20 protein-coding genes are annotated in these 26,408 nt (G+C 46.1%); 10 read left to right on the forward strand and 10 right to left on the reverse strand.

Features of this window, described 5'->3' with window-relative positions:
- Positions 1 to 40: 40 nt before the first annotated feature.
- The 8 genes from DF182_RS10865 (at position 41) to DF182_RS10900 (ending at position 11,767) form a co-directional block, all read left to right on the forward strand.
- A complete protein-coding gene (locus tag DF182_RS10865; protein ID WP_113615643.1) occupies positions 41 to 1,126 on the forward strand; it encodes a FecR family protein in 1,086 nt (361 codons plus the stop codon).
- A gap of 190 nt (positions 1,127 to 1,316) precedes the next feature.
- A complete protein-coding gene (locus tag DF182_RS10870; protein WP_113615644.1) occupies positions 1,317 to 4,844 on the forward strand; it encodes a SusC/RagA family TonB-linked outer membrane protein in 3,528 nt (1,175 codons plus the stop codon).
- Between the two features lie 33 nt (positions 4,845 to 4,877).
- On the forward strand, positions 4,878 to 6,677 hold the full coding sequence (locus DF182_RS10875) for a RagB/SusD family nutrient uptake outer membrane protein (protein ID WP_113615645.1): 1,800 nt from the start codon (positions 4,878 to 4,880) through the stop codon (positions 6,675 to 6,677).
- 1 nt (position 6,678) lies between these two features.
- On the forward strand, positions 6,679 to 7,578 hold the full coding sequence (locus tag DF182_RS10880; RefSeq protein WP_113615646.1) for a metallophosphoesterase: 900 nt from the start codon (positions 6,679 to 6,681) through the stop codon (positions 7,576 to 7,578).
- Positions 7,579 to 7,799: 221 nt separating this feature from the next.
- Positions 7,800 to 8,807 carry a hypothetical protein gene (locus tag DF182_RS10885; RefSeq protein WP_147243411.1) on the forward strand — a complete coding sequence of 336 codons (1,008 nt, stop codon included), beginning with the start codon at positions 7,800 to 7,802 and terminating at the stop codon, positions 8,805 to 8,807.
- Between the two features lie 166 nt (positions 8,808 to 8,973).
- Complete coding sequence (locus DF182_RS10890; RefSeq protein WP_113615648.1) at positions 8,974 to 10,092, forward strand: EVE domain-containing protein; 1,119 nt, start codon at positions 8,974 to 8,976, stop codon at positions 10,090 to 10,092.
- A gap of 20 nt (positions 10,093 to 10,112) precedes the next feature.
- The gene (locus DF182_RS10895) at positions 10,113 to 10,886 is read left to right on the forward strand and encodes a helix-turn-helix domain-containing protein (RefSeq protein ID WP_113615649.1); all 774 of its coding nucleotides are present in this window, start codon (positions 10,113 to 10,115) and stop codon (positions 10,884 to 10,886) included.
- Positions 10,887 to 10,951: 65 nt separating this feature from the next.
- Positions 10,952 to 11,767: an ester cyclase gene (locus DF182_RS10900; RefSeq protein ID WP_113615650.1), complete on the forward strand. Its 816-nt coding sequence runs from the start codon at positions 10,952 to 10,954 to the stop codon at positions 11,765 to 11,767.
- Here DF182_RS10900 and DF182_RS10905 read toward each other — a convergent pair.
- The 9 genes from DF182_RS10905 to DF182_RS10945 all read right to left on the reverse strand — a co-directional run bounded on the left by DF182_RS10905 (position 11,764) and on the right by DF182_RS10945 (position 22,739).
- Entirely contained in the window at positions 11,764 to 12,354 is a 591-nt protein-coding gene (locus DF182_RS10905; protein WP_113615651.1) for an RNA polymerase sigma-70 factor, read from the reverse strand. The two genes, DF182_RS10900 and DF182_RS10905, sit on opposite strands and share 4 nt — an antisense overlap.
- Positions 12,355 to 12,559: 205 nt before the next feature.
- Positions 12,560 to 13,750, reverse strand: a complete 1,191-nt coding sequence (locus DF182_RS10910) for a thioredoxin family protein (RefSeq protein WP_113615652.1) — start codon at positions 13,748 to 13,750, stop codon at positions 12,560 to 12,562.
- 54 nt (positions 13,751 to 13,804) lie between these two features.
- Positions 13,805 to 15,256 (reverse strand): RagB/SusD family nutrient uptake outer membrane protein, encoded by a 1,452-nt coding sequence (locus DF182_RS10915; RefSeq protein WP_113615653.1) that lies wholly within the window; start codon positions 15,254 to 15,256, stop codon positions 13,805 to 13,807.
- Between the two features lie 11 nt (positions 15,257 to 15,267).
- Positions 15,268 to 18,735 (reverse strand): SusC/RagA family TonB-linked outer membrane protein, encoded by a 3,468-nt coding sequence (locus DF182_RS10920; RefSeq protein ID WP_161964117.1) that lies wholly within the window; start codon positions 18,733 to 18,735, stop codon positions 15,268 to 15,270.
- 267 nt (positions 18,736 to 19,002) lie between these two features.
- Complete coding sequence (locus tag DF182_RS10925) at positions 19,003 to 20,127, reverse strand: FecR family protein (RefSeq protein ID WP_113615655.1); 1,125 nt, start codon at positions 20,125 to 20,127, stop codon at positions 19,003 to 19,005.
- A gap of 94 nt (positions 20,128 to 20,221) precedes the next feature.
- Positions 20,222 to 20,548, reverse strand: a complete 327-nt coding sequence (locus tag DF182_RS10930; protein WP_113615656.1) for a nuclear transport factor 2 family protein — start codon at positions 20,546 to 20,548, stop codon at positions 20,222 to 20,224.
- A gap of 76 nt (positions 20,549 to 20,624) precedes the next feature.
- Positions 20,625 to 21,194, reverse strand: coding sequence for a Crp/Fnr family transcriptional regulator (locus DF182_RS10935; protein WP_113615657.1), 570 nt, complete (start codon positions 21,192 to 21,194; stop codon positions 20,625 to 20,627).
- A complete protein-coding gene (locus DF182_RS10940; RefSeq protein ID WP_113615658.1) occupies positions 21,191 to 21,607 on the reverse strand; it encodes a hypothetical protein in 417 nt (138 codons plus the stop codon). Before DF182_RS10940 ends, DF182_RS10935 begins: the two co-directional genes overlap by 4 nt.
- Before the next feature lie 118 nt (positions 21,608 to 21,725).
- A complete protein-coding gene (locus DF182_RS10945; RefSeq protein ID WP_113615659.1) occupies positions 21,726 to 22,739 on the reverse strand; it encodes a LacI family DNA-binding transcriptional regulator in 1,014 nt (337 codons plus the stop codon).
- Between the two features lie 103 nt (positions 22,740 to 22,842).
- Here DF182_RS10945 and DF182_RS10950 point away from each other — a divergent pair, with 103 nt between their 5' ends.
- Positions 22,843 to 23,733, forward strand: a complete 891-nt coding sequence (locus tag DF182_RS10950; protein ID WP_113615660.1) for an inositol oxygenase family protein — start codon at positions 22,843 to 22,845, stop codon at positions 23,731 to 23,733.
- A gap of 129 nt (positions 23,734 to 23,862) precedes the next feature.
- Positions 23,863 to 25,491, forward strand: coding sequence for a sodium/sugar symporter (locus DF182_RS10955; protein ID WP_113615661.1), 1,629 nt, complete (start codon positions 23,863 to 23,865; stop codon positions 25,489 to 25,491).
- Here the strand turns inward: DF182_RS10955 and DF182_RS10960 are convergent.
- On the reverse strand, positions 25,471 to 26,388 hold the full coding sequence (locus tag DF182_RS10960; RefSeq protein ID WP_211327094.1) for a hypothetical protein: 918 nt from the start codon (positions 26,386 to 26,388) through the stop codon (positions 25,471 to 25,473). The genes DF182_RS10955 and DF182_RS10960 overlap by 21 nt on opposite strands.
- Between the last annotated feature and the right edge of the window lie 20 nt (positions 26,389 to 26,408).

The following is a 26,408-nucleotide window of genomic DNA, read 5'->3' on the forward strand; positions in this document are numbered from 1 at the left end:
ATTCCGATGCGTAATACTGTCCTTTTAATATCTGAAGATCATGGATCAGGAAAGATTATATACCCTACTGACCAGGGAAATCGCCAACGAACTCACGCCCGCAGAGGCAGAGGAACTGCAGCAACTACTGCAGCAGTATCCGCATGCCTCTTATATCCGGGAAGTGTTTACAAAACCCTGGCAGGAAACAAGCTATGGAAGCACTCCTGAGCAGCTGCAACAAATGCAGGCCAGACACCTGCAACGTCTGCAGGCAGCCACCTCTTCAGCAGCAACCATCACCGATGACGTAACCACTACCACCCCGGTACGCCGCCTCTGGTGGCGCGTAGCTGGCGTTGCAGCCAGCATCGCGCTGATAGCCTTCACCGGATGGAAGCTGTTGTACCACCCTGCCACCCAACCGTTGCCGCTGGAAAAACTGGTAACGTCGAAGGGTACACGCTCTCAACTGTTATTACCGGATGGCTCCCATGTATGGCTGAATGCAGGCAGTAAACTGAACTATCCACCAACATTTGCCGCCGGCCAGCCAAGAATGGTGGAACTGGAAGGAGAAGCCTTTTTTGAGATTGCCACTGATGTCAACAGACCCTTTCGGGTAAAAACCAAATCCTTTACCATACTGGTATTGGGCACCTCTTTTAATGTGCGGGCTTACCCGGAAGAAGACAGTGCCGTCACCTCTCTGGTAAATGGTGCCGTAGAAGTACAGCTGGACCAGGTCGGCCAGCAAAAAGTCCTGCTTCGTCCAAATGAAAAACTGACGGTGCCCGCCGGATTGTTTGCCAATCCGGATGATGCACGGCTACACGAAAACGAAACAGGAAAATTACAGATCCCGATATACAAACAACAACTGACACAGGTAAAAGACAGCATCGTTTCTGAAACAGCCTGGGTAAAAAATAAACTGGCATTCAAACATCTGGAACTTGAAAAAGTAACGGCATTGCTGGAACAATGGTATGGCGTGGAAATAGGCTTCCATAACGAAGAGAAGAAACGACTGTACTTTACCGGTATGTTTGAAACAGATAGTCTAGATGAAGTCCTGGATGCATTAACATCTACAGGGTCATTTACTTACACTAAAGATACAAGAGGAAAAATCTGGATTGAATAGTCCAATCTGTTTAACATAAAACTAACCATATGGCTTAATTCACATCTTACAACACTGATTCCAACTTACTTCCTTAGCGGATAAAGAAAACGGGAAATGTTCGCACCATTCCCCGCTCATTTATCGGTTAACGGCTTTGTATTGTCTTTTGCGCAACAAACAAAAATTAATTAACCAACAAAACAAATTTATGAAAAAAAACACAGTGGACAATTGTGCCCTGCAACGGCGGGGCTTGTATAAGCTGTTAATTTTTATGAAATTTCTTACACTATTCATAACGGTAGCCTGCCTGCATCTGAGTGCTGCAGTGCGCTCCCAGTCAAGGATAACGTTGAAGATATCACAGGTACAGCTTGAAAAAGCACTGGTCATGCTGGAAAAGACCAGTAGCTATCGCTTTGTGTACAATGATGATAATCTTCCGTTGCATCTCAAAGTATCGCTGGATGCCAACGAGCTGTCTATCGACAAAGTAATGGGGCAATTGCTGAACAAAACAGCACTGGGGTACCGTATCATTCCGGGTAACCTTATCGTGATCGCTCCTGCAGCCATTGTAAGCAAAGATGTGGTTGTAAAGGGAAAGATCATCACCCCTGCAGGCGAGGCACTTCCCGGCGTTACCGTACGGCTGAAAAATACAGCCGTTGGCGTTACAACAGACGCTAAAGGTAATTTCGAAATAAAAGTGCCGGAAAACGCCGTACTGGTTGTTTCTTACATAGGGTTCAACCAACAGGAGGTTAGTCTTAATGGAAGAGATAATGTGACCATCACTATGGAGCCTTCCAAAAACTCTATGGAAGAAGTGATCGTAGTGGGTTATGGCACCCAGAAAAAAATCAATGTTACAGGCGCCATCGACCAGATCAGCGGAAAACAGCTGGCAGAAAGACCGATAGCCAATGTTATGCAGGGTCTGCAAGGTGTGAGTCCTGGCTTGAATATCACCTACAAAGGCGGTGCTCCCGGCCAGACTCCTAAAATCAATATCCGTGGTGTAACCTCCCTGAATGACAAAACAGATGCACCCTTAATCATTATTGATGGTATCACCGCAGCCACCGACGACCTGCTGCGGCTGAACCCTTCCGACATCGCTTCCATTTCTGTATTGCGCGACGCTGCCTCTGCGGCCATCTATGGTGCCCGTGCTGCTTTTGGCGTGATCCTCATCACCACCAAACAAGGTACCACCGGCGGCCGGCAATCTGTCAGCTATAACAACTACTTCGCGAAATCCCGCCGAACTGTAATGCCGGATGCGGTAACCGATCCTTATATCGTTTCCCGTGTAATGGAAACAGCCACGCATAATACCCCCTGGGCCTATGTGAGCTATTCCGATGAATACTATAAATGGGCCAGAGAAAGGTCGGATGATCCTTCCCTCCCGGATACCCGCATCGACCCCAGCGACCCTTCCAAATGGGCTTATATGGGCAGCAATAACTGGAACGATTACTTCTTCAGTAAGTCTAACTTCTCCCAATACCATAGTATCTCTTTGAACGGCTCCGCTGAAACAGCGAAAAAAATGCCGGTGTCATACCTGCTTTCAGCCGACTTCACCGATGAGAACGGCCTTAACAGACTGGCTAAAGACAAATGGGACCGCTATGGGCTGCGCAATAAAATCAATATTAAACCATTGAGCTGGCTGCAGGTAGACAATAACCTCAGCATATACCAGACCAAAGCGGATGCACCTACCTATAAAATCACCGACGTTTATTACCTGCAACCCACTATGGTGGCGGTAAATCCTGATGGCACCTGGGCCAACACCAGCGCCGGACGCCTGGCAGCACAACTTGTAGACGGCGGCAGGACCACACAAACACGCTTCGGCTTCCAGAACGTAATCAGAGGCGTAGCCTCCTTCCTCAACAACGACCTGCAGATTACCGGTGACGCCAGCTTCAAACGGGAACAATGGAAATATCATACAGACTCCAAAAAATACAATATCGGCTTCGGCCCCAATGATATCCGTCAGGAAGGTGGTACAGGATATGTGGCAGAAAACAATGCCATGGCTATCCACGATGTATATGACCTCTATGCCAACTATCACAAAACCCTCGGCAAAGACCACAAAATCCAGCTGTTGGGCGGCTTTAACCAGGAGAGCTATGAATGGAATAAATTAAATGTTACCAAACAAGGACTTATCTCTTCATCCCTGCCTTATATAGCACTGACCAGCGGTGATAGCAAACTGGGCACCGATTATACAGCCTATGCAATCAGAAGTTTCTTTGGCAGGATCAACTATACCTACAAAGACCGTTATATCATCGAAGCCAATGGCCGCTATGATGGCTCCTCACGCTTCCCTTCCAACAAACGCTGGGGACTCTTCCCTTCCATCTCAGGAGCCTGGATCGCCAGTGAAGAAAGTTTCATGAAAGGTATTTCCAAACAATTACCAACACTTAAAATCAGAGCTTCTTACGGAAACCTGGGCAACCAGAGCGTTAGCGATTTCGGATATATCCAGACACTTCCTACCGATCTTTCCGGTTATCTGATCGGAGGGAATATCAATCAAACCATCATCAAAAGCGCACCGAATATCCTCGTAGATCCCAACAACTATACCTGGGAAAAGGTAACCACAGCCAACATAGGCACAGACGTGGGATTGTGGGGCAACATTGTACAGGCTACTTTTGATTATTATATACGTAATACCATCGGTATGCTGTCGAAAGGTGTGGAGTTGCCGGCAGTACTCGGCACAGCACCTCCCATGCAGAATTCTGCAGACCTCTCTACCCGTGGCTGGGAGCTTACACTTGGCTACCACAATACCTTCAACGTTGGGGGTGACCCACTGAGCTTTGGTGCAAAAGTGTTTGTGTCTGATGATAAGACGAAGATCACCCGTTTCAAAAATGATCAGCAACTGCTGAATACTTACCGGGAAGGACAGACCCTTGGCGAAATCTGGGGCCTTGTTAATGATGGCGTCTTCAAAAACAAAGATGAAATCAAAGCCCTGGATGAAAAAGCGATCATTCCCTGGGGAGCCCTCGATATCGTACCCGGATGGCCTAAATACAAAGATCTCAACGGTGATGGCAAAATTGATCGTGGTCCAAGTACCAAAGATCCTCAGGACCTCACTATCATTGGCAACAGCAGTCCGCGCTACCGTTTCGGCATCAACCTGGACGCCAGCTGGAAAGGTTTTGATATAAACGTTTTCCTGCAAGGCATCGCCAAGATGGATTATTATCCGCACCATTATCTCTTCTGGGGGCCTTATCAACAGCCGTATGCCAGCATTTACCCATGGAACCTCGACTACTACCGCGGTACAGCTGACGATGCTTCCCTGCGCGCACAGCACTCCCAGTCCTATATCAAGGCCGGCCTCGCAGATGCCAATCCAAATGGCTATTTCCCTGTATTACAGTCATGGCTGGCGGACAACAACTATGGCAGCGGCCTGGATATCCCGCAAACAAAATATCTGCTGAACGCGGCCTATCTCCGTGTCAAAAACCTGACGATAGGATATACACTGCCGCAATCTGTTTTAAAACGTTACCGTATCTCACGCTTACGTGTATTTGTCTCCGGTGAAAACCTCTTCGAGTTTTCTGCCATCAAAAAATATCTCGATCCGGAATCCATTACAGATGGCTACGGATGGGCATATCCTTATCAGCGCAAATATGCTGTAGGTATCAATCTTGACCTGTAATCCCTGATATGGTAATCTTTTAAACACCGTAACATGAAAAAAATTTCCATCATAATAATAACCGGTCTTCTGTTGGCCGGCACTGCCTGCAAAAAATCTTTTTTCGACCGGTATCCGCAGGATGCCATCTCCCCACAGCTCTTTTTTAAATCAGAAGAAGATCTGGCATTGTATATCAATGGTCTGCTCTCTATGTCTGGCACAGGGATCTACTATGATGACCAAAGCAGCGACAATATGGCCACTACCGCTGCCAAAGAAGTCAAAAACATCATGACCGGTTCACCCAGCTCCAAAAATCTGCCTGATGGCTGGGACTGGGCACGTCTGCGCAACATCAATTATTTTCTGGAGAACTACAACAAAGCCCAGGCTACCCAGGATGTAAAAGACCATTATGCAGGCATGGCCAGATATTACCGCGCACTCTTTTATTTCGGTAAAATAAAACGTTATTCAGATGTGCCCTGGTATGGTCAGACAATGAACCCCAATGATACCGCACAACTGTATAAACCCTGTTCCCCGCGGGCGCTCGTAGTAGACAGTATGATGGCAGACCTTAGTTTTGCCGTCGCCCATATACGCAGCAACGTACCTTCCGGTACTCCCAACGTATGGGCCGCCAAAGCACTGTTTGCACGCATTGCACTATACGAAGGCACCTTCCGTAAATACCACCCGGAACTGAATCTGCAGGCCACTGCCGGACGTTTTCTGGATACCGCCATCAATGTAACACAGGATATTATTAAAAACGGCGGTTTCACCATCTATAACACCGGCAATCCTACTCAGGATTATGCCACGCTCTTTAGCAGTCAGGACCTGCTCCAGAACAAGGAGGTGATACTGGCCTATCCTTATGATGCCAGCAAATCCGCCAGCAGCGGCGGTACCGGCACTGTCTTCGGAGACTACGAACAGTCACCTGCCCGCGACCTCGTACAGACTTACCTCATGAAAGATGGTACCCGCTACACCGATCAACCCGGATACGATCAAATGCAGTTTGTACAGGAGTTCCAGGACCGCGATCCCAGATTGAAGCAAACACTGGCCTGGCCCGGTTTTGTAAAAGCTGGTGATAACAAACCATATATCCAGCGTCTGAATAAAAACTTCTCCGGTTACCACCAGATAAAAGGTTTTACCAATACTACCGACAATATTATAGCAGGTAGTGTAGATGTACCAATGTACCGTTATGCTGAAACATTGCTGACTTATGCAGAAGCAAAAGCCGAACAGGGAAGCCTTACACAAGCTGATCTTGACCAATCCATTAACCTGCTGCGGGCCCGCGTGCAAATGCCACCTGTCAGCCTGGCCATGGCCGGTGCAGACCCCGATATGATACTCGCAGCCAGGTATCCTGATGTAAGCGGCCCGATGAAAGGTGTCATCCTTGAAATACGCCGGGAAAGAAGGGTAGAACTGGCGATGGAAGGCTACCGTTTCGATGACCTGATGAGATGGCATGCCGGCAAGCTGCTCACCAAACAGCCCGAAGGCCTGTACTTCCCCGGACTCGGCAAATTTGACCTGACCGGAGATGGTGTTCCGGATATCATCCTGATAGATAAAAGTGCAGATATTCCAACAGATGATAAGAAGGAAAAAAATTCACTGGGCGTAAACCTCATCTACTACAAAGCCGGTGCCTTCGGTGATAACGTGACCGTATATATGAAAAACGGTACCGCCGGCGGTGCACTGGTTACAGAGATCACACCCAGAACATTCCTGGAACCTCAATACTACTACCGTCCGATTCCCTATACCCAAATGGTATTAAATCCTAATCTCAAACAAATTTTTGACTGGCAATAATATGAACAGAAGAGATATCATCAAGGGTAGTGGCCTGCTCGCAGCAGCCTCCTTACTATCACCGGCCATAAAGGCCGCAACAACCTCCGGCTCTAAACGCAAGCCGGCACTGACAATTGCCCATATTACGGATGTACACATAGCCGCAGGAGATAATGCCCCCGAACGTTTTATCCAATGCCTTGCAGCCGTAAAAAAACAGGGCGTTGACTTTATCCTCAATGGTGGCGACTCCATCATGGATGCCTCTTATGATAACGTTAAACGGGAGCAGGTAACTGAATTATGGAGCATATGGGACCGATGCATAGAAACCGTAAAACCTTATGCGGTATATAGCTGTCTTGGTAATCATGACATGTGGTGGAAAGCACCGTCAGAACAAGATGAGATGTACGGCAAACCTTATGTAGTTAAACGGCTCAAAATCCCAGCACGTTATTACAGCTTCACTAAAAAAGGCTGGCATTTTGTAATCCTCGATGGCAACAATGATAAAATATCGCTGGATGAGGAGCAGTTCAAATGGCTGGAAAACGATCTGCAGCAACTGGCTCCCGGTACACCTACATTAGTGATGTCGCATTATCCCATCCTGGGTGTAACACCCACACTGGTAGGTGGTGGTCATAGCGACCATGTAAAACTGAAGAACCTCTTCTACAAACACAAGGATAAAGTGAAGATATGTCTCAGTGGTCACAACCACCTTGCCGACAATGCCCTATACAATGGTATTCATTATTGCTGCAATGGTTCCATGTCTGGCTTCTGGTGGGGAGCCGGTGATAAGGATTCTGCCGGCAAAGGATACTACTTCGAGACACCGCCGGGATATGCTATCCTGCGGTTATACGAAGATGGACAAGTGGAGAATGAATATATCGCACATGGATATTGATAGGAAAAAAATTATCACAATGAAGTACCTCAAAAAGTCAAACACTTTTTGGGGTACTTCATATAAGTATAAAAAGTTCCGTACTGAAGCTATTGTTTTCAAGCAAAAAATCAATCGAAGCAGTTTTGTTTTTTTAAATATATTTGATCTGTGAAAGCAAAATATTCTGTATTATCATGTAACCCGTATTAGCCTTTTTATTTTCTCAAATTTTCTTCCCTATGAACCTTAAAAATAGCTTGATAGCTATCGCCCTGCTGTGCTCATTTGTAGCCTGTAAGAAAGACGCCCAGGAATCAACGGATACTGTAGCTATAGATGTAGCCATAAAATCTGCCATTGCTCCAAAGGAAATTACTGCTGGTAAAAATATATTTTTACCAATTGACAATCCGACTCTTATTATTAAAGACTCTGCAAGAATTAAAGCTGCTGTCGCATCAAATAACAAGAACAGCCAGCTTACTGCAAAAGCCAGTTGTAATACCAATCTTGAGTTTGGTAATTTCAATTGTTCCAACAATACCATCGATATAAAAATGACTAACTGCTGGGGACTTGGAGGACAGTATGACTGGTACCTTTATCAGCAAGCTACCAATAGTTATATTTATATTGGAACGAACTATGACGACGATCATAGTGTAACGATATCAAATTTCAATTTCTCAAATCTGAATGGTCAAATCAGACTTGAATGCCACATTACTTTCTATGATCCTACTTTAGGAGTATATCAACTGGTGAAACAGTTTTCCAATTATGTCAACAAAAGTGTTTTTACAGCAAAGCCAATTATATATACAGGCGCTAAACCATTCATGCAATATTGGGATGGAAACAGACAGGATCACCTTTATACCGCAGACTGGTGCGAAATAGGCGTGCAGGATAAAGGCTATATCTATGAAAGGATTATTGGTCATATCTATACTACACAGGTAGCCGGATCAGTTCCCTTACACCGATATTTTAACGCCAGGACCGAAGATCACTTTTATACCACGAATTATAATGAATTAGGTGGTGGCGGTGCAGGGTATGCTTACGAAGCCATTGCTGGTTATGTGTTTAAGTCTCAGGGGAGTGATCCGAATTTAATCCCTGTATACCGTTATAACCATGCGGGGAAAGGTGACCATTTCTATACTTCCGATTTTACTGAACTCGGAAACGGCAAGGATGGTTATGCTATTGAAAATGAGATTTTCTATATGTTGAAAAACTAATTTTAAATACTGCAATATTGCTTTCGCAAAATGAACCTGGATCAATATCAGAATTGGTCCAGGTTTTTAATTTGAAAAAAATTAGTTATTTACCCTCTTTGTTATCTTGACCCGCTTTTATAATTAATCACCAAAAAACCTTATACTTGTCTACATCACCAAATCCTTGAATGTAACACCCATGGCCTATTATATCAATCTTTTCTCTCCAGCCACCTACGAAGCCTTCTCCAACTCAGACAAAAGCCTTTCCGGTTTTATGGAGAACAAGCGTTCTATCGCTAAAAACCTTGGCCCTGGTGATAAGCTTATTTGTTATGTAACCAAACTATCGAGATGGATAGGCGTCATGGAAATTAACAGTCTCCTGTTTGAAAACGATAAACCTATATACTTGCCGGTTAATGATCCATATACGTTACGTTTTAAAATCAATCCCGCTGTCTGGCTGCCTTTTGAACAAGGTATCCCGATTACGGACGACAGAAGCTTTAATCATTTGTCTTTTACCAGCACGCTGCCGGCCGGCAGTAATACCTGGACTGTACACTTAAGAAGCAATCTGCGCAGACTGAAGGATGAAGATGGTGCCTATCTGGAGAAAATACTGCTGCAACAGCAGTCTGCTCCTGTTACCTATACACTCACTGATGCTGATCAGAAAAAGATCGACACTTCCGTCACAGCATTACAAACAACAGGTGCTATTGAGCTCACCATTCCGGAGCGCGAAGACCCCGTTATCCTGTCCAATCAGCCCATTCCAAAGGAGAGCATCAGGATACAGGCCAAACTGGCTGAAATAGGGGAGAAAATGGGTTTCAGCATATGGTTGCCAAAGGCTGACAGACAAAGAGTACTGGAGCACTGGCATACAGCAGATAACAGCCTGCTGGAGACACTACCATTAAATTATGTAAACGCTGTACTGAAAACCATCGAAAACATTGATGTGCTGTGGATCAGCCGCAACATGATCGTCAGAGCCTTTGAAGTAGAACATACCACTTCTGTTTACTCCGGTATTCTCCGCATGGCCGACCTTATGGCACTACAACCCAACATGAATGTGAAACTACATATCGTAGCTCCGCAGGAAAGACGGGATAAAGTTTTCCAGGAAATAACAAGACCCGTATTTTCATTCATGGAACATGGCCCTATGAAAAATACGTGTACCTATCTGAGTTATGAGAGTGTATTACTCATCGCGGAAGATAAACACCTCGCCAGTCTCAAACCTACTGTCCTGGATGAATATGATGAATCAGCCCCGGAATCCTGATTTTATTATCTTTGAGTAAGATGCTCATGCAGCCTTACATACCCTCCGCACCACTGCAACCTTTCATTCAGGCTTACAAAATCATTGAAAGCCAGGATGAACGGGTTAACCGGGTATTGCCTGAAACTACGCCGGCTATCGCCTTCCGTTATAAAGGCCAGATCAATTACCTCAGCGATCAGCAGGCCAGTCCAGTGCCGGCAGCCGTCATCTCAGGATTGAGGTCTTCTGTGCGGCTGATCAACTACCAGGAAAATACCGCAGCTATTATTGTGCAGTTTAAGCCTGCCGGTGCAGCTGCTTTCTTTAAAACACCACTACATGAACTGTTTGAACACAGCATTTCATTGGATAATTTCATCAGCCGCCAGCAGACAGCTATCATAGAAGAACAGCTGGCCGAAGCCAAAACTACCCACGAGAAAATAACGATTATTGAAACACTGTTACTTTCTTTACTGCAAGGCTACAAACAGGACAATCTGATATTAAACGTCCTTCAGCAAATACAAACAACACAGGGAGATCTCCCTATAAAAACCCTGGCTGCATCCAACTACCTAAGCCAGGACGCTTTCGAAAAACGTTTCAGAAAAACCATCGGCACTTCGCCCAAACAATACGCCTCCATCATCCGGTTAAAATCTCTCATCACCCGCAAACAACCCTCTCAAAGCCTTACTGATCTGGCCCTGGATGCCGGTTATTTCGATCAGGCCCATTTCAACAAAAGCTTCAAACGTTTCACCGGCCTCACACCCTCTCATTTCTTCCAGTCACCGCTGTTCTGGTAAAATCAATGATTTTTTACAATGATAAGGCTGTCCTAAAACTGAATTTTGCTGTATAAAAACAAACAATGATCAAACAATTACTGGGTGGTCTGTTGCTTATAGCAACTACTGCCTTCTCACAGCAAAAAGTATCAGATATGGAAACAATACAGCAACAAAACAAAGCCGCCATCATCCACTTTTATGAAGATATCCTCAACCAGCGAAAATTCGCCCAGCTGGATGGCCTCATCTCCCTGGAGTATGCCAATAGCCAGGGAGGAAGCGGTATACAGGGATTTATACAGTCGGCACAAACAGTCCTTCAGTCATTTCCCGATGCCCAATGGAGCTTGTCATTGGTAATGGCAGAAGGTGATAAAGTCTTCGTAAAACAAACCATGCAAGGCACTCATCAAAACACTTTTCAGCACATCGCACCTACACACAAAGCCGTTACCAGCGAAGGAACCGCCATCTATACTTTCAAAAACGGAAAAATTATAAGTCACGAAGTTCAGACAGACCGGCTGGGCTTTCTACAACAATTAGGCGCCATCCCCGCAGATATTACGTCAACGAATAAACGTAATCAGGTGTACTTCATCGATAAATTCATTGTACCGTCAGCGGCTATCAGTGAATTCACTCAAAAAATGAACTACAACAGAACCTTTATTCAAAAACTGGAAGGTTTTATGGGAGATAAGGTATTTCAGCACCAGGAACCAAACGGACAGTACTCCGTTATTACCGTTGCCACCTGGAAAAATCAGGAATGTCTGGACAATGCCAAAACACAGGTGCAGGCTGAATACAAGCGGATTGGTTTTAATCCTGCCGGATTTTACCAGCAGTTGCATATTCAGATGGAAAGAGGTATTTATCAGGGAAACGATTAATTCTGGCTATTCTCCAATAATGCCATCATACTCAATACCAGTGGGAAAGCGCTGTCCATACCTTTGCGGAGGGCCCGCAATGCCTGCGACATCTTCTTTTCCACTGTTTTCACAGAGATCTCCATTTTACCGGCTATCTCACGGTAGGTAAGTCCTTCCTCACGGCTCATGCCAAAGATCATCCGCTGATCTTCCGGGAAGGAGGCCAGCACCCGCTGCAATACGGTATCCAGCTCTTTAAATGCCAGCGGTTCATGAATGAGCAGGTCTTTGGAAATAAGAGCCAGCCGCTCGTAGAAGTTAATGTCTGACTTGAGATTACGCAGGGCTTTCAGTTCCTGGAAGCGCACCGCCTGAAAAAGGTAAGCCTTCAGATGCAATACCTCCACTTCCTTACGGCGATGCCAGAGAGAGATGAACACCTCCTGTACAATGTCCTGTGCGAGGTCGCTGTCAGTCAGCATATGCTGAGCACGCAGGTACAGCACTTTCCAGTAACGGTTATACACCGCCGTGAAGGCTTCCTGATCATCCTGTGTGATCTGTTGCCAGAGCTGATCATCCGTGTATGTACTGCAGTTTGACATTCAGGTGTTTATTCGGTTAGTTGCGGGTATACAGACAGGAAGTAACAGAGATCTCTGCTTCAAAACACATTCAAAAAATAATATATGAAGCAGGTTGGTTTAGGGCGAAGATAATTTCAGAAGGGAAATAATGCAAATCCTTTTTCAAAACAAAAGGTGTAGCGATCATCGCTACACCTTGTCTACATAGGATATGGTGGTACTATTACAATTTTTCCAGGTCATCAACCAGCGCCTGCGCCAGTTTCTGTATTTTGGAGGTCTCTGCATCTGCCAGTGCTCTGGCCTTGCGGGCTGCTACCAGACCTTCTTCTTTTTTCTTCATAGAAAGGCATACCCATCCAAAAGTGCTTTGAATGCTGTATTCTTCAGGATTTACTTCCACAGCGCGTTTAGCCAGTTTATAAGCCTGTGGCAGGAAAGCGGATGTTTTAGCATCAGCATCCCGTTTGCCATTCAGGCGACGGGCCAGAAAACTCAGTTTTTCACCATCATTCTTTAAAACACCTTTCATCGCCTTGTCGGTGAGTTTTATATATTCATTGAGTTTGTTTTCCTGGAAAAAGAATTCTGCTTCCAGCATCACGGCCTGGCGCTGCCTTTCAGGCTGCGGGGATTTTTTGAAGTGGTCCAGACCGGCGTAGAAACCTTTTGCATCTCCGGCATAGATCATCGGATACAGCATACTGGAGATAAGACGGTCAGCAAGAGCATCCCTTTCCGCCTGATTGGCGTAAGAAGCAAACTGGGCCTGGTTGGCCAGATAGTATTTGCCTAATCTGTCTTTACCGGATTCGGCGATGTTTTTGATGGCCTTCCAACCCAGTGAAGAATTCAGCTCATTCTCCGGGAATTTCTCACTGATTTCTTCACCGATCTTGCTTGCAGCACGACGGTCCGATTTATGCACCGCCAGGTAATAATTAATCAGGAAGGGAATGCCTCTTTCTCCGGCATTATAGCGGGCAGACAAAGATGACATATTACGCTCCGGATCACCCGCCATACGGGCTTCTTCCAGGAACTCCTCTACAGACATGCGGGAACCGGTACGATGTACTACTTCACCTTTACCATTGATAAAAAGATAGGTAGGAAAAGACTGAACATTATACTGTTTTCTTAAATCAACACCTTCTCCCTTTTCCATATCCTGCTTGGTGTTGATGAAATGCTGGTTGTAATACTGATATACTTCCGGCACGTTGAACACATTTTTCTCCATCCATTTGCAGGGGCCGCACCAGGAGGTGTAACAGTCGAGGAATACCAGTTTATTTTCTTTGGTGGCCTGGTCCAGCGTAGCCTGCCAGGAAGCGTTGTTAAACGCTATCTCTTCCTGGGCATTGCTTTGGAGTGCTGCCAGCATCAGGAAAGCGTAAAGAATTCTCTTCATAAAATATTATAAATGCCCGGAGAAAAGTTTTCTCCGGGCAGTGATCAAAATTATTTATCGTTCGTATTGCGGAATGTTGGGATTTACCGCGAGTACCTTAGGAGGAACCGGCAGAATATATCGTTTATCATTCGCCGGCAAAGTAAAGGTCTGTGCACCCTGTGTATGGGTAATGGTTTTAGCGAAGCGCGGATCTTTGTTCAAACGTTTGAGATCAATCAGGCGGGTACTTCCCATAAAAGGCATTTCCCTTCTGCGTTCTTCCAGTACAAGTCTTAATGCATCATCGCTGGTATTGGCAACCAGTGGCTGATTATTCTCAATACGGCTGTCACGCAGTGTATTCATCAGCTGGATAGCTCTTGCCGGGTCACCAACCCTTGCCTCACACTCTGCAGCGATCAGGTATAACTCCGGTGTGCTGAATCCCAGGTTGAACTCAACATAAGGCGCCCATAATTCTCTGCCGGGAAAGGATACCGTTCCTCCACCCAGATTGGATTCACCATGACAGAAGAAAAGTGCAAAACGTTTATCTGTAGCGCCGGCAGGGAGATCCTTTTTATAAGCATTAATTAAATCACTACTTGCATATACTTCGTTGAAGAGATGGCTGGAACTGGAACTACCGTAACGGATCCAGACACTTTCCTGGTTTTGCTTGCCATCCGGAAATGCAGTACCATCACTGATTTTGCAGACACGTCCCCAGGTGGTGCCTTTTTTGTTGGTATAGATCTTATAATCCAACAGGAAGCTGTTCAGCTTCAGTGCTTCATTGGCATTGGCCAGCGCAGCCCTGTAATCTCCCATATAAAGGTTCATACGGCTCAGAAAAGCATACCCTACGCTCTTCATCGGCTTAAAATTATTGGGAACATTATCAGGCAGGTTAGGTAATGCTTCGTCCAGATCTTTTTTGATTTGTGCATATACTTCTGCCACGCTCTTACGTTCATAAGACAGGTTAATATCCTCTGACAGTACCAGGGGCACACCTAAGGCTGTAGCGGCTGTTGCAACATCATAATGCTCAGCATAAACGTTTACCAGTGACAGGTATTCAAAAGCGCGGGCCACCTGTGCTTCCGCACGCAGCCGCTTTTTATCCTGTGCAGTACCATCCGGAACATTCAGTATATTATTAATCACAGTATTGTAAGTATAGATGTGATTATAAGCTGGTTCCCAAAATGGATCTGAGTCGCTCGGTTCAAAGGTCTGACCGTTTTTAAAGGTATAGAGGCTTTTCTTGAAAACTGAATATCCTGCGAATGCCGCTGATTTTGTTACATCATTATCCTCTCCGGCTAAAACATCATCTGTGATATAGCTGGGATAAGCAGCGGTAGCCCTTATCAGGGAAGCGTTGCTCAACAGCTTCTGATAGTCCTCATAAAACTCCGGAATCGTATAGCCTTTAGGTTTAATATCCAGAAACTTTTTACATCCTGGCGTAGTTATAATGGTAGCTCCTGTCAATAACAGGTAAAATATCCTTTTCATACTTGTCCCTTTTAGAAATTAACATTTACACCAATTGTATAAGTGGTGGGTACCTTAAATCCTCTTGTTGCATTTATGTTAAAACCGCTCCATGCTTCGGGGTCCAGATGCTGTTTGTTGGCAGACCAACTCCACAGATTCTGTACCTGGAAGCTCCAGCGCATGTTCTGGATATAATATTTCTTCAGTAAGCGGCCGGGCAAATTATAGCTGAGGGTTACATCCCGCAGTTTTATATAGGATGCCTTGCTCATGTTTTTGTCTGCAGCATCCCATATCTGGGTGACGTTGTAAGGTGCGCTGAAACTATAACCGGGTGCGATATCCGGATTTGCCTCATCTCCTGGTTTTTTCCAGTAGTTGAGTGCCAGCCTGTCCATATTGGAAGTGTAGTTTAATTCCGGATATTTTGTAAGATATGGAGAGGTCACATCACGCATTACATGACCACCGTAGTAAATAAACATCACGAAGAGGTCAAATCCTTTATAATGCACCGTATTCTGCAGAGATGCTGAATAAGGAGGCACGGTGGTACCTTCATACACCAGATCATCAATTGTAAGTAAATCTGTTGATTTTACCACCTTACCATCTTTGGTATAAGCCATTGGCTTTCCTTTGTCGTCCAGGCCGGCATAACGAATGGAATACAAAGAACCCATTGGCTTGCCGACACGGTCCTGTACTCCACTCAGGTAATCGAACAGCGTATTACGGGATACGTCCAGACGGGTCAGCTGGTTTTTGTTGTAGTTGAAATTCAAAGTGGTATTCCAGCGAAAATCCCTGGTATTGATATTGGTGCTGGTCAATGTCACATCCACACCGCGGTTAAACATAGAGCCATAGTTGACCAGGTAGGAAGACCAGCCTACCGTAGGATCTGCTGTGCGATTGCCCAACAGGTCGGAAGTATTTTTATTATAGAAGTCAACAGACCCTGTCAACTTACCTTTAAACACGCTGAAGTCGACAGCCAGGTTGGTCACTCTTGTTTTTTCCCAGCGCAGTCCGGAGTTTGGCGGGCTGGATATATAAGCCTGTGATTCATTCGTCCAGTTGTTGGAGCCGTCATCCCTGGTGATCATATAAGGACCGGCTTCTTTCGGGATGTTACCGTTGATACCATAGGTAGTGCGTACCGCCAAACGATCTAACCATTTGAAATCTTCTGTGATGACATACAGCAAACCGGCTGACCACATAGGTTTGTATTGATATTTCGGATCGGTACCAAAGAGGTTGGACTGGTCTATCCTGATACTACCGGAAGCAGTTAATCTGCGTTTAAAGGTATAAGATGCATTTCCGTAGAAGAAAGCATATCTGTTTTCTCTATCAATGAAACCCATCTCTTTTTCCTTTTCTTTCCTATCCAGTCTGAACTGACCGAATAAAGCCTCTGTGCCATAAACGGGCTGGCTGAGTGCCCATTCGTCAATTGGCTTATAGTTCAGGCTGTATTCATCATACCCATATTTATACATATTGGTGCTGGCACTCCTGATTCCACGTCTTTCCGCACCTGCCAGCGCCTGGATTTCATGATCCGAATTAATCAGTTTGTTATAGTTCAACTGCATACGGAACGTATAGGAATTCGTTTCACCTCTTATCTCCCTGAACTGACCACCGATAGGAATGTAATTCAACACCTTTCCGTTTTGAATAAGTGTAGCATCGTTAATCATGGTTTTCACCGCTGCCGCATCTTTGCGATACAGCTGCTGGTCCATCGTATCTGTGCGTTCAGACTGATAACGTACATCCAGGGAAAGGCCCTGCATCAGTTTGAAGTTAGCACCGATGTTCATATTGAGATACTTGCTGGTACGGGTATAATGCTGCCTTTTGATTTCATCCAGCGGACGATAGGTTTCATCCTGCAGACCCAGTTTGTTCAGCCGGTCAATTTCATACTGAGACTTTGACTGGTACCATTGAGCTGGTTGTCCGTTTTCATCCCGGAGCATATAGTAGGAAGCTTTTCTTTCTTTGTCCAGCAGATAACGTTCACCTGCAAATCCATTGTCATAGTCCAGCTTGGTGTTACTACCCAATATCCCTACATCCACACGCATCCATTTGGTGAAATTGAAAGTATTACGCAGGTTATATCCCAGGCGCCGTGTTTGCTGGTTTTTCTCGTATGGAGCAGTACCGGTATAATTTACAGAGAGGTTGTAGCTGTATTTTTCACTGCCGCCGGAGAATCCAAGATTATGTTGATGGGTAACAGCCGCTTTGCGAAGCAATTCATCCTTCATCTGGTCGTACCGGTCTCTGTTTCGAAACACATCCAGTGCAGTCTGCAATTGTTCTTCTGTAATTTTTCCAGCCTTACGTTCGTACAATAATCTATACACATCATTCATGGCCTTACGGGGATCAATCGATGCATAGTCACCAGAACGGTAGTTAAACATCTCCTGCTGGAAATTCACCAGTTCAGCGCTGGACATCAGGTTACGATAACCCTGGTCGGGCAGGGGAGTGAACTTGATGGAATTATTATAAGTAACCCTTATAGGGCCAGCTTTTCCGGGTTTCGTAGTCATCACAATAACTCCATTGGCTGCACGGGCACCATAGATAGAAGCCGCCGTAGCGTCCTTTAACACAGAAATCGTGGCTATATCAGAAGGGTTAATCGCTTCAATATCTCCTTCAAAAGGCACTCCGTCTAGTACATACAAAGGTCTTTGTTCACCTTTTAAAGTAGATACACCGCGAATATTTACAACCCCTCTGTTGGAAGTCAGGCCTGCAGCCATACCTTCAAGACGGTCAATGATATTTGTTTGCAGTTTACCGTTGAGATCATTTGCAGAGATAGCAGCAAAGGCCCCGGTGGCGCGCTCTTTGGAAATAGTCTGATAACCGGTACTCACCACCGACACAGCCGCCAGACGGCTGGAAAGCTGTTCCAGCGCTATCTGTATGTTACCATTTTTTCCTACCACTACCTCACGGGTATTGAAACCTACATACCGGACCATCAGTACATCACCTGGTTTAGCATCGATATTAAATGTCCCGTTCACATCCGAAACAGCGGAGTGGCTGGTACCTTTAATCACGATGGAAGCACCTGGCAGCGGCGTTCCGGAGTTATCTGTAACCGTACCGGTGATAGGCACGAAAGCTACAATAGTTGCTTCTTCAATGGCGGAAGGAGCTGGATTTTCCCGTTTGATAATTACTACTTTATCTACGATCGTAAAAGTGAGCGGTTGGTTCTTAAAACACTCCTTCAGCGCAGCAGACAGCTGGATGTTTTTTAACTCCAGACTGATGTTTTCTGTTCGTTGAAGGTCTTCTTTTGAATACAGGAAAGAGTATCCTGTTTGCTGTTGCATTTCCTTGAAAACCTTTGTCAGAGGTGCTCTCTTTAAAGAAAGCGTCACTGTTTGGGCGTAGGATCCTGCGCTCACCTGCATAAAAGCAGCCAACAATAACATGACAGTTAATCTCATAATCTTCCAGATTTTTCTCCGGATGGCATATCTCCCGGAGTGCTCATTAGCTGGCGGGTACAGGGTACCGCGCTGGTCTTGGAACCAAGCTCTTAAAATCATACATTTGATTTTGGGTGATGAATAAATTTCTAAACAGGACATTTGACGTTACCCTTCCGGTCAGCCATACTGCGAATATGTCTGACCAGCTCCCGGCCTTTTACGGCCGGGATTTTTTATAGGTAGATGTCGGCATTTTTTGCTGGTATTTGATTGGTTTTTGATTTAAGGTCTTACGAAAATTTTGTTTCCATCTACAGTAAACGATACCCTGCCTGTCAGCTCCAGCATTTTCAGCAATCTGGAAACGGGCACATCACGGGGGATAGTCCCCATGAAGTGGTGGTTGATTTTTCCCTCATAGATCACTTCAGCCCCATACCAGCGGGCTACCTGGCGCATGACGGTAGTTATATCTGCATCGTTGAAAGAGAATTCTCCATTTTTCCAGGCGGTGATACCATCGGTATCCACATTGTTTAACAGGGAAAACTCCCCGTTGGTCAGCAATTGGGCCTGTTGCCCGGGTTTCAGCATACAGACGCGTTCGCCACGGTTCACGCTGACGGCGCCTTCCAGCAGCGTAGTGCTGATGCTGGTTTCATCATTATAGGCATTGATATTAAACTGAGTCCCCAGGACTGTTACTTCCATATCCCGCACCTTTACCTTAAAAGGTTTTTGGGCGTCTTTATTAATTTCCAGGAAGGCTTCTCCTTTCAGCTCCACGCTGCGGTCTTTGCCGGTAAAGGCAGTAGGGAAGGTGATGGTGGAGGAGGCATTGAGCCATACTTTGCTGCCGTCCGACAGTATCAGCCTGAACTGCCCCCCAGCCGGGGTAGACAAAGTATTATATACAACAGGTTGCGTGCCGGCAGCTGCTTCATAGACCAGCTGGCCGCCACCAGGTTTTGCAATTCTGCTATTGCCCTGAAGGGCCAGTGTGTCGGTCGTTTTTTCATCCAGCACGATGGTAGTGCCGTTGGCTAATGTAAGGGTGGCTTTGTTACTACCGGGTTGCAGATCGTTATGATAAACAGAAGCCTGTGCCATCCGGGCAGGCGGTGTACTATGCCGTGTATAGAAGAAAGCGCCTACTGTCACCAGTACCAGTACAGATGCCGCTGCGGCATAGGCCCAGCGGAAATTCCGTTTCCGGGGTGTTTGTATCCCTTTCAGGATACGGGCATACATCGCACTTTGCAGATACGCTTCCTGCTCCGGTTCCAGCCCGGTATCACCGGAAGTCTCCAGGTGTTCACAGTAGCGGTCTACCAGTGCTTTCTCTGCGGTAGTGGCAGAGCCGTCCAGATATCGGTTGACGAGTTCTTGAAAGGTATTTTTATCCATAGCCTAGTAAATAGTACCCGAATCAGACAGGTACCCTACGGCTACAAGAAATTTTTTTTTGAAGGGCACGGCCCTTAGAACCGCGCCCTGAACATTATAACAACGGCCGGGGATCAAAAACAGCCCTGAGTGAGCTGATTCTGCCATCGGTCAACTGGTACCAGCTAGTGCCAAACACGGTAACTCCGCCCATGATATAGTCGCAGATCACACAAACATCATTTCCGTCTTCAAATAATTTGTGAATATTATACTTAATTTTCATCCGGCCCATGTCTTCCATATAAACAGCTGCGCCGTCGCGGGTACCCAGCACACCCACAAATTTAAAATCCGGGGCCAGTAAAGCACCGGCTGTTGTCATATCTTCCTGATTCAGGGCTGTAATAAATTGTTCTACGGTTGTTCCTGCTGATGTCATCACTTTGTTTTTTAATAATCAAAGTGTAAAGGTCGTGGACCGAAAGGAATCTGTCCTGTGACGATCGTCACAAAACTCAGGACGAACGCCGGGCACGGATACGGCTCAACGTTTCCCGGGCTATGCCCAGGAAAGAAGACAGCTGGCTCAGTGACACCCGTTGTAACATCTCCGGATAGTGTTCTTCCAGGTAGGCATAGCGCTCCTGCGCCGACATCAGTTTGAAGAGAGCAGCATGTTTTTCCTGTTTGGCGGCTATACGTTGCAAACACAGCCGACCCAGGGTTTCAATCTGTGAATCCCTGGCAGCGGCCGCCAGCAGCTGCTCCCGGTCAAAACGCACCACCTCCGTATCTTCACAGGCCTGAATCGCAAAAGCTGAGGGCTCCCGCCGGCCATAGCTGTTGATATTGGTAGCAATCTCATCTTCAAAAAAGAAGTCGGTATTGATATCCACACCATCCTTGTCATAATAAGCCCTGCAATAACCACGGCTGATAAAAAAGAGGGCATCACATATCTGCCCCGCCTTCAACAGATAATCACCTTTCCCGTAATACTCTACTGTCAGTGCAGGCTGCAGGTGCTCCCAATGCTGCTCCGAAAATGTGGTCAGGGAATGGATATAGGCTAACAGGTTTTTCATATTATTTTTCCGCTGAGATCTTTTAGTCTTGCTGACTGCTGATCATGTTTAAGAGAGAAGATTTTTAACGCTGTTTCTTTTTGTACAGCATAATCCATTAACAGACGGGTCTTTTCCAGCAACGCCGGCAACGGCTCTACATCTCCCATTGCCAACCGGATCTCTACTTCCTCCAGCAGCAGGTCAACGATCACTTCCGCTGTTTCATAACCCATTTGCCGTTGCTCCAGGAAATCCGGGAATGCTTCCGTGCTCAGGCTGTCAAAAGCAGCGCGGTCACCGAATTTCGTGCCTTTAAAAGCGGTATTGATCTGGTCCAGCGCCTTGCCCGGCTGGGTTTTCTTCAAAAGCACTACAGCCGCCAGTATCTTCCCCAGCTCTTCAAATATTTCTACGATATAGTCTCTTCGCATAAAAATGGTCAAAAAATGGATAATGCTATGCCCAGGATGAACATAATATCAAAATTAAGCAAATCCGCATCCATCGAACAAATGAGTAAATATCAATTAACTACAAATCAAAATAAAATCATTTCCCACTCGATCCTCTCACCATCAGTTCCGAAGGAATCACAATACGTACGTCCTTCGCCGTTAGTGTTCTTTTTTCCAGCCATTTCACCAGTGTTTCTGCAGCGGCCTTGCCCATATCAAAAGCGGGTTGTGTTACAGTACTCAGGGAAGGCTGAAGGATAGTGGCGATTTCCAGGTTGGAAAAACAAACCAGTCTGATGTCTTCCGGCATATGAAGGGCGAGCTGCTGGCAGGCCTGGTACACGGTGGCCGTCAGTTTTTCCACGGAGGCAATGATACCGTCGGGTCTTTCAGGATGCTGCAGTAGTTTTTTCACCATCCGGAAATTCTGCGTGGCGTCGGTAGAGCAGGTGAGCATATTTCGCCTGAGACAGGGCAGGGAGTGGTCTTCCAGCGCTTGTTCACAGCCTTCCCGGCGGCGATTGCAGATAGAAAGACTTTCAGAAAGCCCCAGATAAGCAATGCGGCGGCAGCCTTGTTCGATCAGGTGGGTGGTAGCTCTATAGGCACTTTCAAAATCATCAGTCACTATTTTGGGTACCGGCACCGCTTCCAGGACCCGATCGAAAAACACAACCGGCACTTCTTTTTCCAGCAGCTCCTGCACATGCGCAGCAGTGGTGGTTTCTCTTGATACGGATAACAGCACCCCATCTACACGGCCACTTTGAAAATCTTTCAATATAGCCGCTTCTCCGGCATAGCTCTCATGCGTAAGGTAAATAATCACATGATATCCTTTCGGCTTCACAGCGGCCTCTATTCCATTAATAGCGATTGAAAAGAAACTGTCTGCCACCTCAGGCAGTACCACTGCGATATTTTTGCTCTTACGGCCCCTTAAACTGCCGGCATATGCATTGGGAATATAATTCAGCTTTTCCGCCAATGCCCTTATCCGCTCCTTGGTGGCTGCACTGATCTCATAGCTGTCGCGCAACGCCTTGGAAACAGTAGACGGTGAAAGATTCAGCTCCCGCGCCAGCTCCCTGATGTTGACATTTTTCATGGTCAATAAATCTACGAAACCGGTTTCGTAAATAAAACCTCCGGTTTAGATGAATAATCCTTTCAAATAGCCGAAATTTAAATCAGTCATAAAACAGCCTGCCATGGATAACAAACAGCCATCCTTCAATGAGCAAGAACAAAATCCTTTAACAAGCCTTGATCAATGGGAAGATGCCGTACTGGAACGTTACCCCACACCTGAGAGTATTGCCACATCAAAATCCGTTGATGAATACCGTAACTATGATACGCCTGAAAGAGATACTGTGCGCGAGTTTTACCGGCTCAATCATACTTATCAGACCTACGATTTTGTAGTAGAGAAAAGAAATAATTTCCTCCGGTTTGATAAAAAAGAAATGCCGGTATGGGAAGCCTTTCAGTTTCTGAATCAGCTGGTAGACGATTCAGATCCCGACACAGACCTGGACCAGTTCCAGCACCTGCTGCAAACATCCGAAGCCATCAGAAACGACGGCCATCCCGACTGGATGGTGCTCACTGGCCTCATGCACGATATGGGCAAAGTATTGTGTCTCTTCGGAGAACCACAATGGGCCGTAGTAGGAGACACCTTCCCCGTTGGCTGTCCTTACTCCGACAAAGTTGTTTATCCGGAGTTTTTCCGGAATAATCCTGACTATCAAAACAAAGCCTATCAGGAAGGCTGCGGCATCTATCAGCGAGGATGCGGCCTGCGCAACGTTCATATGTCCTGGGGACATGATGAATACGTATACCAGATGATGAAAGACCATCTTCCGGAATCAGGCCTGTACATGCTGCGCTACCATTCATTCTACGCCTGGCACCGGGAAGGCGCCTACGATTATCTCCTCGATGATCATGACCGCGAAATGCTCAAATGGGTGAAGCTCTTCAACCCATATGATCTCTATTCCAAAAATCCGGTACCACCAGACTGGAACAAGCTTCGGCCTTATTATGAAGACCTGGTGGCCAAATACCTGCCGGCTACTTTAAAGTTCTGATAATTCTGAAAAACCGTCCACATACTGTCCTGCACTGAATATGAGCGTCCCCTTTGGGGGATTGCGAAATTCAGTGTATCTTATCAACCACAGCAATTCCACACCTTATCCAACTTACACATCCACCGCATGAACAAGCTGCATCAGGCTGACTACATCGTTTTCTTCATCTACTTCCTTGCCATTGCCTCTTACGGCTATTACATCTACCACAGAAAAAAAACAGCTGCCACCAGTTCCCGTGATTTTTTTCTGGCCGAAGGATCGTTGACCTGGTGGGCTATCGGCGCCTCACTCATAGCTTCCAATATCTCGGCAGAACACTTCATCGGTATGTCCGGCTCCGGGTTTGCACTGGGCCTCGCCATCTCCACCTATGAATGGATGGCCGCTGCCACCCTGATCATCGTGGCTGTATTTTTTATACCACTGTACCTGAAGAATAAGATATACACCATGCCACAGTTTCTGGCCAAAAGGTATAATGATAAAGTCAGTACTGTAATGGCTGTATTCTGGTTGCTGGTATATGTATTCGTCAACCTCACTTCCATCATCTACCTCGGCGCACTGGCCATTGCTTCCATCTCTGCCATCCCATTTGAATGGTGTATAGCAGGGCTCTGTATTTTCGCAGTTATCGTTACGCTCGGTGGTATGAAAGTGATCGGCTACACCGATGTAGTACAGGTGGCCGTGCTGATCATCGGCGGCCTCGTCACCACCTATCTTGCGCTCTCCTTACTATCAGAGAAATTCGGTTATGGAAGCCATATCCTGCAAGGCTTGTCTGTACTGCGAAAAGAAGCACCTTCACATTTTCATATGATCTTCAGCAGTGACCATCCGTATTATAAAGACCTTCCAGGCCTGTCCGTCTTGATCGGTGGTATGTGGATCAACAATCTCGCTTATTGGGGATGTAATCAGTATATCACACAACGCGCACTGGGAGCCAATTTACAGACGGCACGCAAAGGGATATTATTTGCGGCTTTCCTGAAACTGCTGGTCCCCGTGATTGCTGTGCTGCCGGGCATTGTAATGTTTGTACTGCACAAAAATGGTATGTTTCAACAGGAGATGACCGATGCGACTGGCACCATCAAACCGGACCACGCGTATCCTACCCTGATGAACCTGCTACCGCCAGGCCTCAAAGGTGTAGCGTTTGCTGCACTCACAGCAGCCATCGTGGCCTCTTTGGCAGGAAAAGCCAACAGTATCTCCACCATCTTCTCACTGGATATCTATAAAAAATTCTTTCAGCCTGCTGCCAGCGAAAAACAATTGGTCAACGTTGGCCGCTGGGCTGTTATCATCGCCATGCTACTGGCTGCCATCGTCACACCTTCGCTGCGATCACTCGACCAGGCCTATCAGTTCATTCAGGAATATGTCGGGTTTATCTCTCCTGGTGTATTGGCTATATTCCTGCTCGGCTTTTTCTGGAAAAGAACAACAGCCGGAGCAGCACTCACCGGCGCGCTACTCACCATCCCCATATCAACCGTACTCAAGTTCCTGCCAGCATGGACCCATGGCGCTTTTCCTGACTATCCATTCCTCGACCGCATGTCTATCACTTTTGTATTGATTGTACTGATCATGATAGCGATCAGCATCATAAGGCCCACAGACGCAGAAGGTCAGGCTATCGAAATAGACAAGTCCATGTTCCGCACCACACCGGGTTTTGTCGTGGGCTCAGTAATCATCGTGGGTATTCTGACGGCTTTATATACCGTGTTCTGGTGAGGCTGATTCCGCACGCTGCCTGATCACCTGCAGGATATTGTTTTGTATATCCTTCATGATCCAGGATGCCCACCAGCTGGCATAAAAATTAAAGGAGGTAGTGAGTTTGAAATAACTGTAAAGATGAAGCCGGTAATAGCCGTTGGCCATCGGTTGCAGTTCATACGCTCCTGTCAGCACATCAAAATATTTTCCACCAATCACCACATGTTCATCCATGGTAGTAGAAGGAATATTGTAGGGATCTGCCTTGATAACGAAATGCATACTACGTTGATGGCTATACGCAGTAACTGTTTCGTCAAATACCAGTCCTTTATCAAAAACAGCTTTGCGGTAAGCGCCTACTCCTTCATAGTTTAACTCGGCTTTGATAGGACGGGGAAAACCAAGCATACGGGTAAACCAACCCTTATCCTGTTTTGCCGTTATTTCGCCAACGCGGGTTACATTTCTCCAGATATTTTCCTTGCTGGCATGAATATCAATGTATGTATATGCTCTGTATTGTCCAGGTATCTTTTTGATCAGTTGTTCTGCCGGGGAAACAACCAATGGCAGCAAGGCGATGAGTGATACATATATCCGTTCCTTTTTCTCACCTTTCAACTTATACCGGGCGGCCACTTTACCTCCCAGTGAAGCTGCCACCAGAAACAAAGGCAATACCATCAGCCAACATGCCCATCCTTCCCATCCTAAAAGAAGCGTCAATAGAAAAAAAGCAACAATAGGCACCCAGGGCATAAAAATACGGTACACCCTGCGGGCCGCGTTTTCTTTAGAAGACAGGTAAATAGTGAGTGCACCTATCCCAAAAGGCACCAGAAAAAGAAAGGACAATCCCATTACTGAATAGATAGCTTCTACAGTATTCAAACCGAATACAAAACGCATAGCCAGGCCAAAGAGCAAAG

Source organism: Chitinophaga flava, from assembly GCF_003308995.1.
Lineage (GTDB): Bacteria > Bacteroidota > Bacteroidia > Chitinophagales > Chitinophagaceae > Chitinophaga > Chitinophaga flava.

Coding starts and splice junctions, on each gene's coding strand:
- DF182_RS10865 (WP_113615643.1), top strand. CDS start 41: ATGGATCAGGAAAGATTATATACCCTACTGACCAGGGAAATCGCCAAC.
- DF182_RS10870 (WP_113615644.1), top strand. CDS start 1,317: ATGAAAAAAAACACAGTGGACAATTGTGCCCTGCAACGGCGGGGCTTG.
- DF182_RS10875 (WP_113615645.1), top strand. CDS start 4,878: ATGAAAAAAATTTCCATCATAATAATAACCGGTCTTCTGTTGGCCGGC.
- DF182_RS10880 (WP_113615646.1), top strand. CDS start 6,679: ATGAACAGAAGAGATATCATCAAGGGTAGTGGCCTGCTCGCAGCAGCC.
- DF182_RS10885 (WP_147243411.1), top strand. CDS start 7,800: ATGAACCTTAAAAATAGCTTGATAGCTATCGCCCTGCTGTGCTCATTT.
- DF182_RS10895 (WP_113615649.1), top strand. CDS start 10,113: ATGCTCATGCAGCCTTACATACCCTCCGCACCACTGCAACCTTTCATT.
- DF182_RS10900 (WP_113615650.1), top strand. CDS start 10,952: ATGATCAAACAATTACTGGGTGGTCTGTTGCTTATAGCAACTACTGCC.
- DF182_RS10905 (WP_113615651.1), bottom strand. CDS start 12,354: ATGTCAAACTGCAGTACATACACGGATGATCAGCTCTGGCAACAGATC.
- DF182_RS10910 (WP_113615652.1), bottom strand. CDS start 13,750: ATGAAGAGAATTCTTTACGCTTTCCTGATGCTGGCAGCACTCCAAAGC.
- DF182_RS10915 (WP_113615653.1), bottom strand. CDS start 15,256: ATGAAAAGGATATTTTACCTGTTATTGACAGGAGCTACCATTATAACT.
- DF182_RS10920 (WP_161964117.1), bottom strand. CDS start 18,735: ATGAGATTAACTGTCATGTTATTGTTGGCTGCTTTTATGCAGGTGAGC.
- DF182_RS10925 (WP_113615655.1), bottom strand. CDS start 20,127: ATGGATAAAAATACCTTTCAAGAACTCGTCAACCGATATCTGGACGGC.
- DF182_RS10930 (WP_113615656.1), bottom strand. CDS start 20,548: ATGACATCAGCAGGAACAACCGTAGAACAATTTATTACAGCCCTGAAT.
- DF182_RS10935 (WP_113615657.1), bottom strand. CDS start 21,194: ATGAAAAACCTGTTAGCCTATATCCATTCCCTGACCACATTTTCGGAG.
- DF182_RS10940 (WP_113615658.1), bottom strand. CDS start 21,607: ATGCGAAGAGACTATATCGTAGAAATATTTGAAGAGCTGGGGAAGATA.
- DF182_RS10945 (WP_113615659.1), bottom strand. CDS start 22,739: ATGAAAAATGTCAACATCAGGGAGCTGGCGCGGGAGCTGAATCTTTCA.
- DF182_RS10950 (WP_113615660.1), top strand. CDS start 22,843: ATGGATAACAAACAGCCATCCTTCAATGAGCAAGAACAAAATCCTTTA.
- DF182_RS10955 (WP_113615661.1), top strand. CDS start 23,863: ATGAACAAGCTGCATCAGGCTGACTACATCGTTTTCTTCATCTACTTC.
- DF182_RS10960 (WP_211327094.1), bottom strand. CDS start 26,388: ATGCGTTTTGTATTCGGTTTGAATACTGTAGAAGCTATCTATTCAGTA.